This is a genomic window from Promicromonospora sp. NFX87 (genome assembly GCF_048564965.1).
Lineage (GTDB): Bacteria > Actinomycetota > Actinomycetes > Actinomycetales > Cellulomonadaceae > Promicromonospora.
Map to the genome: position 1 here is coordinate 5,155,443 of NZ_CP183413.1, position 14,981 is coordinate 5,170,423.

Genomic DNA, 14,981 nt, shown 5'->3' on the forward strand with positions numbered 1-14,981 from the left:
CAGGACGTGGATGAGCAAGTGATGAGCAAGTGGTGAGCAAGGACGTGCGGGTAGGGGTGCTCGGCCCGGTCACCGCGTGGGTCGACGGCGCCGAGGCGGCGCTGGGCGGCCCCCGCCAGCGCGCCGTCCTCGCGCGGCTGGTCGCGGCGGGCGGCCGGACGGTGACCGCCGACCGCCTGGTCCAGGACCTGTGGATGGACCCGCCGCGGGGTGCGCTGGCCGCCGTGCGCACGTTCGTCGCGGCGCTCCGCCGCGGCCTCGAGCCCGGGCGGACGGCGCACACGCCCGCCCGGCTGCTCGTGACCGACGGGCCGGGGTACGCGCTGCGCGGCGTGGACGTGGACGCCTGGTCGTTCGAGGCGGCGGTGGCCGGGGCACGCGACCTGGCCCCCGCGGCCGCCCGGACATCGCTCGACCGGGCGCTCGGCGCGTGGCGCGGCACCCCGTACGCCGGGCTGGACCAGCCGTGGGCGGCCGCCGAGCGGGCCCGGCTGGCGGAACTGCGGCTCGTCGCCACCGAACGCCGCGCCGAGGTGCGGATCGCGCTGGGTGACGCGGCCGACGTCGTGCCGGGTCTGGACGCGCACGTTGCCGAGCATCCGTGGCGGGAGGAGGCGTGGCGCCTGCTCGCGCTCGCGCTGTATCGGTCGGGCCGGCAGGCGGACGCGCTGGCCGTGCTCCGCCGGGCGCGAGCGATGCTGGCCGACGAGCTCGGCGTCGACCCGGGGCCGCGGCTCGCGGAGCTGGAGGGCCAGGTGCTGCGGCACGACGTCGGCGGCGACGTGGCCACGCCCGACGACGTCTGGCGGGACACCGCCTCCGCGTACGAGCGAGTGGTCGCCGCCGGTGCCCGCAGCCGTCTGGAGTCGACGGCGACGCTCCTGCGCACCCTGGCGCTGTCCGGCGGCGAGGGCCTGACGGCGGCCCGCTCGCAGCGGGTGGCCGCCGTCCGCGCGGCCGAGCAGCTCAGCGATCCGGAGCTCACCGCCCGGGTGATCGGCGCGTTCGACGTGCCGGGCTCCTGGACCCGGTCCGACGACGCGGGCGCCGCCGCCGAGATGGTCGCCGCCGCTGAGCGCACCCTGGCCGCCCTTCCCGAGGGCGCGCCCGACGCCGTCCGCTCCAGGCTGCTGGCGACCGTCGCGATGGAGTCGCGCGGGCTGCCCGGGCCGCGTGGGCCGGAGGCCGCACGTCAGGCGGAGACCCTCGCGCGGCGGGCATGCGACCCGGCGGTGCTCGCGTTCGCCCTGGCAGGCCGGTATCTGACGCACTTCGAGCGCACGGGCCTGGCCCGCGAGCGGGACGCGATCGGCGCGGAGCTGGTGGCCCTGGCGGCCCGGCACGGGCTGAGCACCTTCGAGATCCTGGGGCACCTGGTGCGGACGCAGGCACTGTCGGCCCTCGGGGACCACGACGGGGCGAAGGCGCACGCGGACGAGACCGCCGTGCTCGGCGTGCGGTACGAACGGCCGCTGGTCGCGGTGTTCACGGGGTGGTTCGCAGCGCTGCGGGTCGCGGCGTCGGGTGCACCCGTCGAGGTCGCCGAGCAGGCCTACCGGCAGGCGGCCGGATCGCTGGACGGTTCGGGCATGCCCGGGCTGGCGGACGGGCTGCTCCCGCTGGCGCTGCTCGCCCTGCGGGTGTGGCACGGCCTGCCGGCTGACGGCGGAGTGCCCGACGGCGGTGCGGCCCACGGCGGGGCGGCCCACGGCGAGGCGGCACACCAGACCGCCACCCGGGACGCAGGAACGGATAGCGCGGCAGAAGACAGCAGCCGCTGGGGCCCTTACGAGCCGTGGGCCCGCCCGCACCTGCTCCTGGCCCGCGGGGCGGACGCCGAGGCCGCAGCCGCCGTCCGCCGTATCCCCGACCCCTCGCCCGGCCTGCTCGCCGAGGTGCTCTGGGTCCTGGCCGGGCGGGCGGCGATCGCGGTCGGCGACCGGCGGGTCGCCGAGCGGGCCCGGGCGGCGCTCACCCCGGCGGCTGACGAGGTGTCGGCGGGCAGTGGTGTTCTTACGGCCGGTCCGGTGCGGGATCACTTGGACGCGCTGGCGGCGTTCCTCGATGGCTGACGGCGTCGGCGTCTGGCCGGTAGGTCCGCCGGGCAACTGACCGAATTCGGCGACTTCGGTCGGTTGCTCTGAGATCGGTCAATCAACCGACCGATCTCAGAGCAACCGACCGATCTCAGACGAGCCGCCTGTGCAACAGACCGAACTCGGCACCGGACGCCGGCGATCCGCACCGCCAACGCCCGGACAGGACGCGCCGACCGCTAGGCCGGCGGGCGCCAGGCGCCGTCCGGCAGCGGCGGCGGGCCGCTGGCCTCGTGGGGCGAGCAGAGCGGCAGCCGGTCGCCGAAGTACCGGAGGACCAGGATGCCGATAACGCCGGACAGGATCGACCCGACGATGATGCCCACCTTGGCCTCGTTGATCAGCGCCTCGTCGTCGAACGCGAGCTCGCTGACGAACAGCGCGATCGTGAACCCGATGCCGCACAGGAACGCACCGCCGGCGAGGTGTCCGTAGCGCACCTGGCCGGGCAGGGTGCCGAGCCCGGTCATCAGCGCGATCATCGCGCCGGCGAAGACGCCGATCCCCTTGCCGAGCACGAGGCCGACCAGCACACCGAGCGTGACCGGACTGGACAGGGCTGCGCTGATCGACTCCCCGGTGAGCGCGACACCGGCGTTGGCCAGCCCGAACACCGGCACGACGAAGTACGAGCTGACCGGGTGCAACGCGTCGAGGATGCGGTCGCTCGTGGGGACCGCCGACCGCGCCGCGCTGACGGCGAGGCGGGAGCGGGCCGGGTCGAGGTCCTCCATGAGGGCGCGCGAGTACCACCCGAGATCTCGGCGCGCCTGGTCGTCGTGCCCCCGGCGGGCGGTCGGGACCGAGAGACCCACGAGGACGCCCGCGAGCGTCGGGTGCAGCCCGGACTCGAGGACCGCCACCCACAGGATCAGGCCGACGAGCAGGTACGGCGGGATCTGCCAGACGCCGACCCAGCGCATCGCGAGCATGACCAGCGTGAGCAGTGCCGCGAGCGCCAGCGCGCCCATGGAGATCGCGTCGGAGTAGAAGATGCCGAGAAGGGCGATGGCGCCGATGTCGTCGAAGATCGCCAGCGTGAGCAGGAAGACGCGGAGCTGGTCGGGGCAGCGTGGCCCGGCGAGCGCGAGCACGCCGATGACGAACGCCGTGTCCGTGGACATCGGCAGACCCCAGCCGGACGCGTCCGGGCCGGACGGGTTGATCAGCAGGTAGATGCCGATCGGGACGGCCAGCCCGCCGATCGCCCCGAAGAGCGGCACGGACGCGGCGCGGAAGGTGCGCAGCTCGCCGACGGTGAGCTCGCGGTTGACCTCGACGCCGACCACGAAGAAGAACACCGCCATGAGGAAGTCGTTCACCCAGTGGTGCAGCGAGAGGTGCAGCTCCCAGGTGCCGACCGTGAGGTTGACGGGCATCTCCCACAGCGCGTGGTACGAGCCGCCCGCCACGTTCGCCCAGACCAGTGCGATGGCCGACGCCGCGAGCAGGAGCGTCGCTCCCCCGCCCTCAGTGGCGAAGTAGCTGCGCAGTCCTGGGGACAAGCGAGGATACGGGATGTCCACCCTGGGCCGGGGTCCCGGCCGGGTCGGCACGCCGGTAGGGATCCGGTCTGTCACGGCTCAAGTTTGACAGATATGGCGGTACCGGCCGTCCCGAACTGGTGGATGTGCCCTCGTCGAGGCGTCACTGCACCTCACGCCCTGGATATCGCACCCAGAACTCGTACCGCACCTCCGCAGAACCGTTCCCCGCGGAGTCGTTCGACCTGACCTCGACGAAATTGGGCCCCGGATTGGTGGGGGCGAAAGCGATGTCGGCCCACCCGATCGATGAAGCAGCCTTCGTACCGGAGACCTCACCGTTATTGAACGAATAGCTGTAGGAAACCACGTCGCTCGCACCGTTAGGACGGAGGGTAAACGTTCCAGGCTGACCGATCCCGCCGAAGACTCCCGCCGGGTATTCCTGGTACAGGGTCGAGTTGACGATCGGCTTTCTCGGGGCCGTCGTGTCCGGGCGAATCATGCATGCATCACCCGACCAGCCGGTCACCTTGCCGGCCGAGTCGCGGGCCTTCACCCGCCACCGGTACGTACGTTGCGACGAGAGCGCCGCTCCCACCTGCACCCGGTGCGTCGATCCGCTGGCCATGGGACCCGTCCACCCCGACGTCCACCGCGCAACGTTCGTCGCGTTGTCGACGACGATGAACTTCAGCTCCACCGTCTGGTTCCACGGGTCCACACCGTCCGGGTCGCTCCCCCGCGCCTGCAGGTACGGCCGCTGGGTTCGGAGCGGCGTCGCATTCGACGCCACCGTGACACAAGCAAGTTCGGCACCTGTCGGCGAGACCGTGGTCCTCATCGTCTTCGCCGTGGGCGTGAACGGCGGCCGATTGACCGCCGCCGGCATCGCCTGGTGCTCGACGCCGTCTGTCGTCGTGGCCGCAATCCGCTCCACTGGCGGTACCTCATCGGCACGTGCGGCTTCGCCCACGCCCATGGTTGCCACGAGGGTAACCGCGATGGCTACCGCAGTTCCCAGCCGCGCACTGGTCGCGCGTCTCATTCCACCAACACTCACGGTCAGCCCCTCGCCAAGTGCGTACAAGATCCTGGCAGATCGAATCAGACCGCGCATAGTTCACACTAGTCGCAAACCGGGTGAGTACACCTGTTCGACTCATTGCCCGACAATCCGGGCGCCAACGCTATGCCGCCGATCACGATGTCGCCGACGTTGTCAGCCGATCGCTCTCGTCGCGGCGATCGTGCCGAGCAGCGCCAGCGCCTCGGCGGCCGGCGAGCCGGTGGTCGCGTGGTAGACGACGAGCTCCTGGCCGGGCGCGCCACGGACCTCGAACGCGTGGACGCGCAGCTCCAGGTGGCCCACGTCGGGGTGCAGGAAACGCTTGCTGGTCAGACGCTTGCCGCGGGCGTCGTGCTGGTCCCACATCCGCACGAAGTCCGGGCTCTTGACGCGCAGCTCGTCGACGACCGCGCGGATCACCGGGTTGCCGGGCGTGAGCCCGTCGGCCAGGCGGAGCCCGGCCACGGTGTTCTCGGCGACGCGGTGCCAGTCCGGGTAGAAGGTGCGCGCGGCAGGGTCGAGAAAGGTCGCGCGGGTCAGGTTCCGGGAGAACGGGAACCCGTTGAACAGGGCCTCGCCGAGCGGGTTGCTCGCGAGCACGTCGAAGGCTCGCCCGAGCACGATCGCCGGGCTGTCCCGCCAGGACAGCATGAGCTCCAGCAGCGAGCTGTCGACCTCCTCGACCACCGCGGGGCTCGCCGGCCGCGGGCTGAGCCCGGCCAGCCGGTAGAGGTGCTCCCTGCCGTCGTCGTCCAGACGCAGCACCTCGCCGAGCGAGTCCAGGACCTGCGGTGACGGGCTCACCTCGCGGCCCTGTTCGAGCCGGACGTAGTAGTCCACGCTGACGCCGGTCAGCATCGCCACCTCCTCCCGCCGCAGGCCGACGACGCGGCGCCTCCCGTACACGGGCAGGCCGAGCGCCTCCGGGGTCAGCTGCGCACGCCTGCCGCGCAGGTAGTCGCCGAGCGGTGATGCGGTCATGTCTTCGACGGTACTCGGCCCGCCGCACGTATCCAGGGTGTGCTGCACCCAGGAGGACGGCGTCCTTCCTGGGCCCGGGGCGGCGGCGCAGCCTGGAGGCATGAGCACAGAGACGAACACCCGGACCAGCACCAGCAAGATCGTCCTCGTCACCGGCGCGAGCAGCGGCATCGGCGAGGCCACGGCGCTCCGGCTCGCGTCGGAGGGCCACCACGTGGCGCTCGGCGCCCGCCGGACGGACCGCCTCCAGGCAGTGGTGGAGAAGATCCGGGCCGACGGCGGGGCGGCGAGCGCCCACCGGCTCGACGTGACCGACCGCTACGACGTGCGCGCCGTCGTGGACCGGGTCGTCGAGGAACACGGGCGCATCGACGTCGTCGTGAACAACGCGGGCGTCATGCCCCTGTCCCGCCTCGACGCGCTGCTCGTGGACGAGTGGGACCAGATGATCGACGTCAACGTGCGCGGACTGCTGCACGGCATCGCCGCGGTGCTGCCGCACTTCGGGCGGCAGGGCGGCGGGCACGTCGTCACGGTCGCCTCGATCGGCGCGCACGAGGTGTATCCGACGTCGGCCGTGTACTCCGCCAGCAAGTTCGCCGCGTGGGCCATCACGGAGGGCCTCCGCATGGAGTCGGACCCGAGCATCCGGGTCACCACGATCACGCCCGGCACGGTCGAGAGCGAGCTCGCCGAGCACATCTCCGACACCGGGGCGCGGACCTACATGCAGTCGTTCCGCCGCAACCTCATCCCGGCGGACGCCATCGCCCGGGCGATCTCGTTCGCCCTGGACCAGCCGGCCGACGTCGACGTGAACGAGATCATCGTGCGCCCGGCGGCCCAGCGCTGACCGGACCGAGCACCTGCGTGCCGATGGTCGCGAGCAGCCGCAGCCGGTCGGCGTCCTCGCTGCCGGCCGCCGCGGTGTAGACGACGATGCGCAGGTCGCTGCCCGGCACCGCGAGCACGTCGCAGTCCAGGACCAGCGGGCCGACGGCGGGGTGCAGGACCGTCTTGTGGTTCGACACGTGCTCGCCCACGACCCCGGCGTCCCACTGCCGCGCGAAGTCGGCGCTCGCGCCGCGGAGGTCCTCGACGAGGGAGAGCAGGCCGGCGTCGGCCGGGTAGCGGGCCCGTGCCGCCCTCAGGTCCGTGATCATCGCCGCCTCGAACCTGGCGCCGTGCTCCGGGGACTGCTGGACGCGGTACGCCGGACCCACGAAGTGGCGCCAGATCGGGTTGCGCTCACGTTCGGAGAGCTGGGTCGGGTCGCCGAGCAGGGCCGCCCACATCGGGTTCCACAGCACCACGTTCCAGGCCGCGTCGTTCACGCTCAGCGGGGCGCCGTCGAGCTGGTCGATCAGCCGTCGGACGCCCGGCGGGATGACCTGGGAGACGTGGCCCGGGCCCGGAACCGGCTGGCCGGCGAGGACGTACAGGTGCTCCCGCTCGGCGTCGGACAGCCGCAGGGCGCGGGCGAGCGAGGACAGGACCTGCGGCGACGGCGAGGTGGCCCGGCCCTGCTCCAGCCGCACTATGTAGTCGACGGACAGGCTGGCGAGCTGTGAGAGCTCCTCCCTGCGCAGCCCGGCGGCGCGCCGCACGCCGCCGGAGGGCAGGCCCACCTCCGCCGGCGCGGTGCGGTCGCGCCACGCGCGCAGCGCGCTGCCCAGCTCCGTGGATCCGCTCATGCCCCCAACGTATCGAGGGCGGACGAGAACAGCCTGGTACTGGCCGTACCCAGGCTGCACGAGGCGCTGTCTGTCCACGCCTGGAGGGACGACGGTGGAGATCTCAGCAGGAACCACCAACGGCTCGGAGCGAAGAACCATGACGACAACCCTCATCACCGGCGCGAACAAGAGCCTCGGCTACGAGACCGCCCGCCGCCTCATCGAGGCCGGGCACACCGTCTACGTCGCGGCACGGGACCCGGAGCGCGGCAAGGCGGCCGCCGCGCGGCTCGGTGGCCGCTTCGTCCAGCTCGACGTGACGGACGACGACTCGGTCCAGGCAGCCGCCGACGCCGTCCGCGCCGAGGCCGGCCACCTCGACGTGCTGGTCAACAACGCAGGGATCACCGGTGTGCCGAAGACCCCGGGCGACGTGACCGGCGCCGACATGCTGCACGTCTACGACACGAACGTCTTCGGGCCGGTGCGCGTGACACGGGCCTTCCTGCCCCTGCTGCGGGAGAGCGACAACCCGGTGGTCGTCAACGTCAGCAGCGGGCTGGGCTCGCTGGCGGCGGTCACCGACCCCAGCCGCGTGGAGTTCCACGTGCCGCGCCTCGACTACAACTCGTCCAAGGCCGCGCTGGTCATGGTCAACACCATGTACGCCAAGGAGTTTCCGGGCATCCGGTTCAACGCCGTCGACCCCGGCTACACCGCCACCGACTTCAACGACCACGGCGGGTACAAGACCGTGGAGCAGGGCGCCGAGGTCATCGTCCGGATGGCCCTGATCGGCGCCGACGGCCCGACCGGCGGCTTCTTCGACGACGAGGGCCCCGTCATCTGGTGACCCCGCGTGGCGGCTGCCGGCCCGACGTTCGCCATCAGCTGATGCCGGCCGCCGCCGTACGGAGCGCCCCGATCTCGTCCGGCGTGGACGTCCGGGCCACCGCCGCGATGTCGAGGAGGTACTCGCGCCGGTCCGGCGGGAAGGCCTCGGCGATCCTCGCCGGGTCCTCCCGCAGGACCCGGTAGATCTCCAGGCCCGCGGCGTAGAAGAGGTCGACGAGCTTGACCTCGCCGGAGGCGTTCCTCATGACGTTGCCCGGGTTGTGGTCGAGCCCGCCCCAGAACGGAACGGACCTCGCGGCCTCGGCATCCAGCTGTTCGGCCTGCTCCCGGACGGCGGTGATCGGGTCGTCCGGCGCGGCGGCGTCCCAGCGCCCGACGACGGCGGCCGCCTCCGCCCGGTCGGCAGGCAGCAGGAACTCGAGCACCGTGAGACGGCCCCCGCCGCCCAGCGGTGCGTCGAAGTCGATCCGGGGCAGGAGCGGATGCCCCTCGAGGCCGCGGCACAGCTCCACGAAGACCTCGTAGGCGGGCTCGAACGGGCTCACCCGGGCGACCTGCGCCCCGTCGGGAGACCGCCAGACCGTTGCCCAGTCCCCGATGCCGCACACGTTCCAGCCGTCGCCGAGCAGACGTCCGGTCGCCTCGCGGTGTGGCAGGTCACGCAGTGTCTCGAAGGAAATCACGCTCGGAGCGTAGGCGAACTCCTCGGCTACGCTCCCGGGAATTACGTGACCGCGGCCCGGTCGACGCGACCGGAGGATGCCGCACGGCGCAGAAGGGCAGCGGACATGACACGACAGATCGTGATCGTCGGAGCAGGAGTCGTCGGGACCGCCGTCGCCGCGGAGCTCGCGGTGCTCGACGGTTTCGAGGTAACGGTGCTGGAACGCGAGAGCGGCGCCCCACGCGGGTCGACGTCGTTGGCGCCCGGCCTCGTCGGCATCTACAACGAGGCCGAGATCCTCACGACGCTCGCCCGGGAGTCGGCGGACGTCTACGCATCGCTCGGCGCCGGGTTCGCGCGGTCCGGCGGGATCGAGATCGCCACCTCCACCGACGGCGCCCATCAGCTGGCGCAGCGGGCCGAGCAGGCTCGCGCCGCCGGTCTGCACGTCACGGAGACGGCGCCCGGGGGCCTCCCGGCCTCGGTCGCCGGCGTGGTGAACGCGGATCACGTGGTGGCGGCATGGCACTACGCGCTCGACGGCACCGCGGCTCCCGCCGTCATCACCGCGGGCCTGAGGCGCCGGGCGGAAGACGCCGGAGCCCGGTTCGTCAGCGGCGCCGACGTCGTCGACATCATCCCCGGGACGCGCGCGAGCGTCCGCACCCGCGACGGACAGACCTGGGCGGCAGACGACGTCGTCCTCGCGGCCGGCGTCTGGGGACCGACCCTGGCGGGCCTCGTCGGGATCGAGCTCCCGCTGGTCCCGCTGGCCCACCCGTACGTCTACGGCCCCCGGCGCCCGGACCTGCACGACGGGCCGTTCCTCCGCTGGCCCGAGACCCACAGCTACGGCCGGGTGCACGGCGACCGGATCGGCCTCGGCACCTACGACCACGTGCCGGTCCCGGTCGAGCAGGACGGCCTCGACCAGGGCACCGGTCTCGCCTGGTCCGCCGACCTCGCACCGATGATCGACAAGGCCCAGCTCATGCTCGACCCTGCCTACCGCTTCGAGCCCGAGGAGCGGGTGAACGGCGTCTTCGCGGTGACGCCGGACAACCTGCCCTTCCTGGGCCCGCACCCCGAGGCGTCCGGGGTGTGGATCGCCCAGGCGATCTGGGTCACCCACGCCGCCGGCGCCGCCCGGGCGCTCCGCCGCGCGCTGACCGGCGCCGCACCGCTGCCCCCGGCCCTGGCAGTCGGCCGGTTCGCCGGACGCGACCGCCAGGACCTCACGTCGGAAGCGCTGCGGCTCTACCAGGACATCTACGCCAACGACTCGTCGGCGACTGCCTGATCTACCCCTGACCAAGTCGCGTTCAGCAGGCTTCAGGCGACCGGAACCCCCAGGGTTCCGGTCGCCTGAAGCCTGCCGAGCGGAGGCCGGCTACAGGACGTCCGTCAGGTCACGGGCCCGTCGTCAGGTACGTGACCTGGCGGCCGCTGTTCACCGTCTCCCCCGTGTTGTTGATGACGCGGCGGATGGTGCCGACGCCGCCGAGCGACACGGTGACCATGTTGTGGAACCGCACGCCCGACCGGACGGGGACCTCGAAGGCCCGTGCGTTCGCCACCGCCGGGTTGACGTTGAAGAACGCGTAGCTGCCCAGCCCCCAGGCCTGGTGGTCGGTCACGGCGTCGCCCACCTTGTACGCCGCCCAGCCCTCGGTGGAGCCGTTCATGTAGGCGGCCTGGTTCGGCGGGTCGTACGGCATCTCGTTCTGGTAGAAGTACGTGCGGCCGCGCTCGCCGTTCCAGATGGTCTGGTACTGCTGGTAGTGCTCGACGAACAGGCCGTACATGGTGACGTCGTCGCCGTTCACGATCAGGCCGTTGCGGCCGGTGTTGACCGTCCAGCCCACGGTCCCGTTGTTGCCGTGGTCGGCCCGCCAGATCCAGGCGTGGTCGCCGATGACGTCGTCGCTGTTGACCTCCATGCTCACCTCGGCCTTGCCGGCGATGGAGCCGCCCACGCGGATGAACACGTCGGACAGCACCGTCGGGTTCGCCACGTGGTCCGCGGACGAGCCCGTCGGGCCCACCTGGAGCAGCACGCGGGAGCTCGTGGTGCCGGCGTCGAACATGATGCCGGCCAGGCGCACGCCGTCGACGTCGGCCACGTTCATGGCGTTGATGCCGCCCTGCGGCACGAAGGTGGCCAGACCCAGGCCGAGCACCACCGTGTTCGCCCGGTTGACCTGGAGCGTCTGGTTGAGCTGGTAGGTGCCCGGGGTGACCAGCAGGTTCTTGCCCGCCGCGAGCGCCGTGTTCATGCTCGCGGCGGTGTCCCCGGGGCGCACCACGTGGAAGTCGCTGATCGGCAGGGACTGCCCGGCGGGGTTCCCGTTCGCCCAGGTGGTACCCGTGGAACCGGTGCGCACGGCCGGGACGAACACCCGGTAGGAGCCGTTGTCGTCGACGTAGAGGTACGGCTTCTCGGCCACCTTGGGCGTGGTGGCGATGGTCGTGTACGGCGGGTTCGGGAAGCTGTTCGACGGCGCTCCCGTGCTCCCCACGAAGACCTGGTTCCAGTTGGAGCCGGCCCAGCTCGACATCGCGGAGTTCCGCGTGAGGAACTGCTGCTGGGTGCCGGAGTTGATCTGCCCGTCGATCTTCGAGTCGGCGATGAGGCCGCCCGACGACCAGCCGCCGTCGGACAGGGCGAGGTTGCCGCGCAGGTGCATGCGCCGGTAGGGCGCGGCCTGGGAGACGGACCAGCGGTCGTTGCCGTCGGCGGGCGTCACGGACAGGCCCTCGGCGGCGCGCCAGAAGTTCTGGGTGGCGTTCTGCGAGCCGTCCGGCCACCAGTCGGCCTCGACGTGGACGTGGCCGTTGATGTTCACGTCGTCGGGCACGAGGCCGAGGCCCGCGACCTGCGTGAAGAAGCCGACGTTGGCGTCGACGTCGTACGAGCCCGGGTAGAACAGCATGGCGTGCCGCTGGGGGCCGAACTGGTTGGTCTCCTGGGCGTCGAAGACGCTGTTGAGCTTGGCCTGGACCGCCGAGTCGGACATCGAGGTGTCGAAGACCGCGACGTTCGGGCCGAGGTCCGGGTTCGCCGGGTTCGGCAGCACCGGGTCAGGGTTCGGTCCAGGCGCGGAACCTCCGTTGTGGGACCACTTCTGGTTGGCGGCGCCCGTGCAGCTCCAGAGCTGGACCCGGGTGCCGTTCGTGGTCGCACCACCCGCGACGTCCAGGCACTTGTTCGCAGCCCGGTTCACCAGGTCGCCGGCCGCGGTCAGGGTCCACTTCTGGCTCGCCAGCGAGCCGAAGCAGTCCCACAGGTGGACGACGGCGCCGTCCGCCGTCGAGCCGTTCGCGACGTCGAGGCACTTGCCGAGGCCGCGGACGGAGCCGTCGTCGGCAAGGGTCCACGTCTGGTTGGCGTTGTTCGACGTGCAGTCCCAGATCTGCGGCCGGTTGCCGTTCGCGGTGGACCCCTCCGCGACATCGAGGCACCTGCCGCTCGCCGAGCTGACCAGCGTGCCGGTCGAGGCGGCGACGGCACCGGGCGGGGCCACCACGCCGAGCAGGCCCGCGAGCACGACGGCGGCGAGGGCGCCGACCGCTTTCCGAACAGATGACATGACGGCCTCCGGCGAGTCTCCGCCGCCGCGTCGGTGCGGCAGCACCTCACCATAGGGAGAAACTTACTGACCTGTCAGTTGTGGAAACCCCCTATGCGCAGGCGACCGATAGCGTCGCGCCAGCGACACTATCGGTCAATTGGAAAGGGGCAGCGGCTGACGTTCAGCGCCGCCGAGGCAGCGGCCGCGGCTCCTCCGGGTCGCCGTCCACGCCCGTACCGACACCTGCGCCGACGCCGACCGGGGTCCGGCCCGGGGCGAGCTCCGCCTCGTCGGCGGTCGCACGGCAGTAGACGCGCTTGCCGCTGCCCTTGCAGAGCTCGTTCAGCCCGGCGGCGAAGGCGCGCAGGTCCTCCGGGTCAGCACGGCGGAACCGGCGGGACAGCGACCAGTGCTTCACGACGTCGTCCAGGGTCGCCGGGCGCACCATCCCGAACAGGGACACCAGGTGGTTGGACAGGCGGATCACCAGCCGGGCCCCATCGGCGCTCTCGGCCACGAGCTGGGCGCTGCGCAGACCGTCGTCCCCGACCGGGCCACCGAGCAGCCGCTCGAGCTGGCCCAGCACCGATGCGGGGTCGACCACGTGGGATCCCACGCTGCCGTCGATGTCGCCACCGTCGATGGTCAGGGCTGCTGTCTCGTCGTCCGCGACTGCGAAGTACTCGAACCTCATGCGCGCATCTTTCCGCATGTCAGGGGGTGCTCGGTGCCACTTTCCGCCTGATACCTTCGCAGCCCGCGAAACGGGTCGCCGAGATCAGGCCTCCGCACAGCGCACCGTGACCACGATCACACGCCCGCCCACGCCACGTACTCCTGACGCTGCCGCCCCAGGCCGTCGATCTCGGTCTCCACCACGTCCCCCGGCTGCACGTACGGGAACCGGCCCGACAGCGCCACACCCTCCGGCGTACCCGTGAGCAGCACGTCGCCCGGCTCCAGCACCAGGTACTGGCTCAGCGTGTGCACCAGCACGTCGACGCCGAAGATCAGGTCCGCCGTCGTGGAGTCCTGGCGCGGCTCGCCGTTGACCCACGACCGCAGGCGCAGGCCCGCGGGGTCGGCGCCGTCGGCCTCGTCGGGCGTGACGAGCCACGGGCCGAACGGGGTGAACCCCGGCGCGCACTTACCCTTCGACCACTGGCCACCCGACTCCTCGAGCTGCCACGTCCGCTCGGACAGGTCGTTGGCCACGGCGTACCCGGCGATCACGTCCCGGGCCTGCTCGGGCGAGTCGAGGTAGGACGCGCGGCGGCCGATCACCACCGCGAGCTCGACCTCCCAGTCCGTCTTGGTGCTGCCCCGCGGGATCGTCACCGTGTCGTACGGCCCGGCGATGGTGTTCGGCGTCTTGAGGAAGATGACCGGCGCCTCCGGCGGCGCGGACCCGGACTCCGCGGCGTGCGCCGCGTAGTTCATGCCGACGCACACGATCGCCGACGGCCGGGCCACCGGCGAGCCGAACCGCACGCCGTCCGTCTCCACCGCGGCGAGCGTCCCCGCCGCGAGCGCCGCCCGGGCGCGCTCGACGCCGTCGGCCTCGAGGAATGCTCCGTCGACGTCAGCGGTCAGCGGGCTCAGGTCGTACCAGCTGGTGCCGTCGTGCACCACCGGGCGTTCCTGGCCGGGGGTTCCTATCCGGGCGAGCTTCATCCGTACTCCTTGGTGTTGGGCTCCGCGTCGGTGCTGGGCTCCAAGCCGTAGACGCGCCGGGCAGTACGGTGCCAGACCGCGGCGTGTTCGGTGGACGACAGTCCAGCCAGCAGACCGGTCAGCGTGTCCACCCACTCCGCGTAGCGCGTGGCCAGCAGGCTGACCGGCCAGTCCGACCCGAACATGAGCCGCTCGGGTCCGAAGGCGTCCAGCGCATGGCCGACGGCGGGCCGCAGGTCCTCGCTCGACCAGTCCGTCCAGGACGCCTCGGTGACGAGGCCCGACAGCTTCGCGGTGACGTTGGGGTACGCGCCGATCTCACGGATCGCGTCCGCCCATCCGGCGAGGCCGCCGCCGTCCGCGGGTCCTGGGTCGGCAAGCGGTGGCTTGCCCAGGTGGTCCAGGACGAACGAAACCTCGGGCAGGTCGCGCACGAGCCGGGCCACGCCGGACAGCTGCTCGTGCCTGGTCACGAGGTCGATCGTCAGCCCCTGCTCGGCTACTGCCCGCATGCCCCGGCGCAGGTCCGGGCGGTCGAGGTAGCCGGGGTCGTGCTCCGCCTGGACCATCGACCGGACGCCGACGAGGTGCCGGCCGCCGGGCCCGGAGCGGAGGCTCGCCAGCGCGTCGGCGACGCCGGGGTCCGCGAGCTCCACCCAGCCGACGACACCCTGGATCACGTCGGTGCGGTCCGCGACGGCCAGCAGGTCGACCGTCTCGGCCTCGGTGGGCACCGACTGCACCACGACGGTCCCGGTCACGTGCTGCCCCGCCAGGGCGCGCGCCAGGTCGTCGGTGGTGAAGTCCGCGTCGATCGCCCGCATGGTCACCGGGTCTATCCAGGGCTGCGGCGTCCGCGTGCGGACCCACAGGTGGTGGTGCGCGTCTATCCGCTCCATCGAGGCGTCTC

At 72.2% G+C, this 14,981-nt stretch carries 13 protein-coding genes; 4 read left to right on the plus strand and 9 right to left on the minus strand.

Features of this window, described 5'->3' with window-relative positions:
- The first annotated feature begins 32 nt into the window (after positions 1-32).
- Entirely contained in the window at positions 33-2,072 is a 2,040-nt protein-coding gene (locus tag ACNYC2_RS23185; RefSeq protein WP_419704044.1) for a BTAD domain-containing putative transcriptional regulator, read from the plus strand.
- Positions 2,073-2,275: 203 nt separating this feature from the next.
- Here the strand turns inward: ACNYC2_RS23185 and nhaA are convergent, their stop codons facing one another.
- From nhaA to ACNYC2_RS23200, 3 genes are all read right to left on the minus strand, one after another.
- Positions 2,276-3,601, minus strand: a complete 1,326-nt coding sequence (gene nhaA / locus ACNYC2_RS23190) for a Na+/H+ antiporter NhaA (RefSeq protein WP_419704045.1) — start codon at positions 3,599-3,601, stop codon at positions 2,276-2,278.
- Between the two features lie 142 nt (positions 3,602-3,743).
- Positions 3,744-4,571 carry a hypothetical protein gene (locus ACNYC2_RS23195; protein ID WP_419704046.1) on the minus strand — a complete coding sequence of 276 codons (828 nt, stop codon included), beginning with the start codon at positions 4,569-4,571 and terminating at the stop codon, positions 3,744-3,746.
- A 231-nt stretch (positions 4,572-4,802) separates the two neighbouring features.
- Positions 4,803-5,630, minus strand: coding sequence for a helix-turn-helix transcriptional regulator (locus ACNYC2_RS23200; protein ID WP_419704047.1), 828 nt, complete (start codon positions 5,628-5,630; stop codon positions 4,803-4,805).
- A gap of 100 nt (positions 5,631-5,730) precedes the next feature.
- Between ACNYC2_RS23200 and ACNYC2_RS23205 the strand changes: the two genes are divergently transcribed.
- The gene (locus ACNYC2_RS23205) at positions 5,731-6,483 is read left to right on the plus strand and encodes an SDR family oxidoreductase (RefSeq protein WP_419704048.1); all 753 of its coding nucleotides are present in this window, start codon (positions 5,731-5,733) and stop codon (positions 6,481-6,483) included.
- Here ACNYC2_RS23205 and ACNYC2_RS23210 read toward each other — a convergent pair.
- A complete protein-coding gene (locus ACNYC2_RS23210) occupies positions 6,455-7,324 on the minus strand; it encodes a helix-turn-helix transcriptional regulator (RefSeq protein WP_419704049.1) in 870 nt (289 codons plus the stop codon). The two genes, ACNYC2_RS23205 and ACNYC2_RS23210, sit on opposite strands and share 29 nt — an antisense overlap.
- A gap of 139 nt (positions 7,325-7,463) precedes the next feature.
- Here ACNYC2_RS23210 and ACNYC2_RS23215 point away from each other — a divergent pair, with 139 nt between their 5' ends.
- Positions 7,464-8,159, plus strand: coding sequence for an SDR family NAD(P)-dependent oxidoreductase (locus tag ACNYC2_RS23215; protein WP_419704050.1), 696 nt, complete (start codon positions 7,464-7,466; stop codon positions 8,157-8,159).
- Between the two features lie 34 nt (positions 8,160-8,193).
- Here ACNYC2_RS23215 and ACNYC2_RS23220 read toward each other — a convergent pair whose 3' ends face one another.
- Entirely contained in the window at positions 8,194-8,844 is a 651-nt protein-coding gene (locus ACNYC2_RS23220) for a hypothetical protein (RefSeq protein WP_419704051.1), read from the minus strand.
- 105 nt (positions 8,845-8,949) lie between these two features.
- Between ACNYC2_RS23220 and ACNYC2_RS23225 the strand changes: the two genes are divergently transcribed.
- Positions 8,950-10,125 (plus strand): NAD(P)/FAD-dependent oxidoreductase, encoded by a 1,176-nt coding sequence (locus ACNYC2_RS23225; protein WP_419704052.1) that lies wholly within the window; start codon positions 8,950-8,952, stop codon positions 10,123-10,125.
- Between the two features lie 109 nt (positions 10,126-10,234).
- Here the strand turns inward: ACNYC2_RS23225 and ACNYC2_RS23230 are convergent, their stop codons facing one another.
- The 4 genes from ACNYC2_RS23230 to ACNYC2_RS23245 all read right to left on the minus strand — a co-directional run bounded on the left by ACNYC2_RS23230 (position 10,235) and on the right by ACNYC2_RS23245 (position 14,970).
- Positions 10,235-12,415 carry an RICIN domain-containing protein gene (locus ACNYC2_RS23230; protein ID WP_419704053.1) on the minus strand — a complete coding sequence of 727 codons (2,181 nt, stop codon included), beginning with the start codon at positions 12,413-12,415 and terminating at the stop codon, positions 10,235-10,237.
- A gap of 163 nt (positions 12,416-12,578) precedes the next feature.
- The gene (locus ACNYC2_RS23235; RefSeq protein ID WP_419704054.1) at positions 12,579-13,091 is read right to left on the minus strand and encodes a hypothetical protein; all 513 of its coding nucleotides are present in this window, start codon (positions 13,089-13,091) and stop codon (positions 12,579-12,581) included.
- 116 nt (positions 13,092-13,207) lie between these two features.
- Positions 13,208-14,071, minus strand: coding sequence for a fumarylacetoacetate hydrolase family protein (locus tag ACNYC2_RS23240; protein WP_419704055.1), 864 nt, complete (start codon positions 14,069-14,071; stop codon positions 13,208-13,210).
- On the minus strand, positions 14,068-14,970 hold the full coding sequence (locus tag ACNYC2_RS23245) for an amidohydrolase family protein (RefSeq protein ID WP_419704056.1): 903 nt from the start codon (positions 14,968-14,970) through the stop codon (positions 14,068-14,070). Before ACNYC2_RS23245 ends, ACNYC2_RS23240 begins: the two co-directional genes overlap by 4 nt.
- Between the last annotated feature and the right edge of the window lie 11 nt (positions 14,971-14,981).

Coding starts and splice junctions, on each gene's coding strand:
- ACNYC2_RS23200 (WP_419704047.1), bottom strand. CDS start 5,630: ATGACCGCATCACCGCTCGGCGACTACCTGCGCGGCAGGCGTGCGCAG.
- ACNYC2_RS23205 (WP_419704048.1), top strand. CDS start 5,731: ATGAGCACAGAGACGAACACCCGGACCAGCACCAGCAAGATCGTCCTC.
- ACNYC2_RS23210 (WP_419704049.1), bottom strand. CDS start 7,324: ATGAGCGGATCCACGGAGCTGGGCAGCGCGCTGCGCGCGTGGCGCGAC.
- ACNYC2_RS23215 (WP_419704050.1), top strand. CDS start 7,464: ATGACGACAACCCTCATCACCGGCGCGAACAAGAGCCTCGGCTACGAG.
- ACNYC2_RS23225 (WP_419704052.1), top strand. CDS start 8,950: ATGACACGACAGATCGTGATCGTCGGAGCAGGAGTCGTCGGGACCGCC.
- ACNYC2_RS23230 (WP_419704053.1), bottom strand. CDS start 12,415: ATGTCATCTGTTCGGAAAGCGGTCGGCGCCCTCGCCGCCGTCGTGCTC.
- ACNYC2_RS23235 (WP_419704054.1), bottom strand. CDS start 13,091: ATGAGGTTCGAGTACTTCGCAGTCGCGGACGACGAGACAGCAGCCCTG.
- ACNYC2_RS23240 (WP_419704055.1), bottom strand. CDS start 14,071: ATGAAGCTCGCCCGGATAGGAACCCCCGGCCAGGAACGCCCGGTGGTG.
- ACNYC2_RS23245 (WP_419704056.1), bottom strand. CDS start 14,970: ATGGAGCGGATAGACGCGCACCACCACCTGTGGGTCCGCACGCGGACG.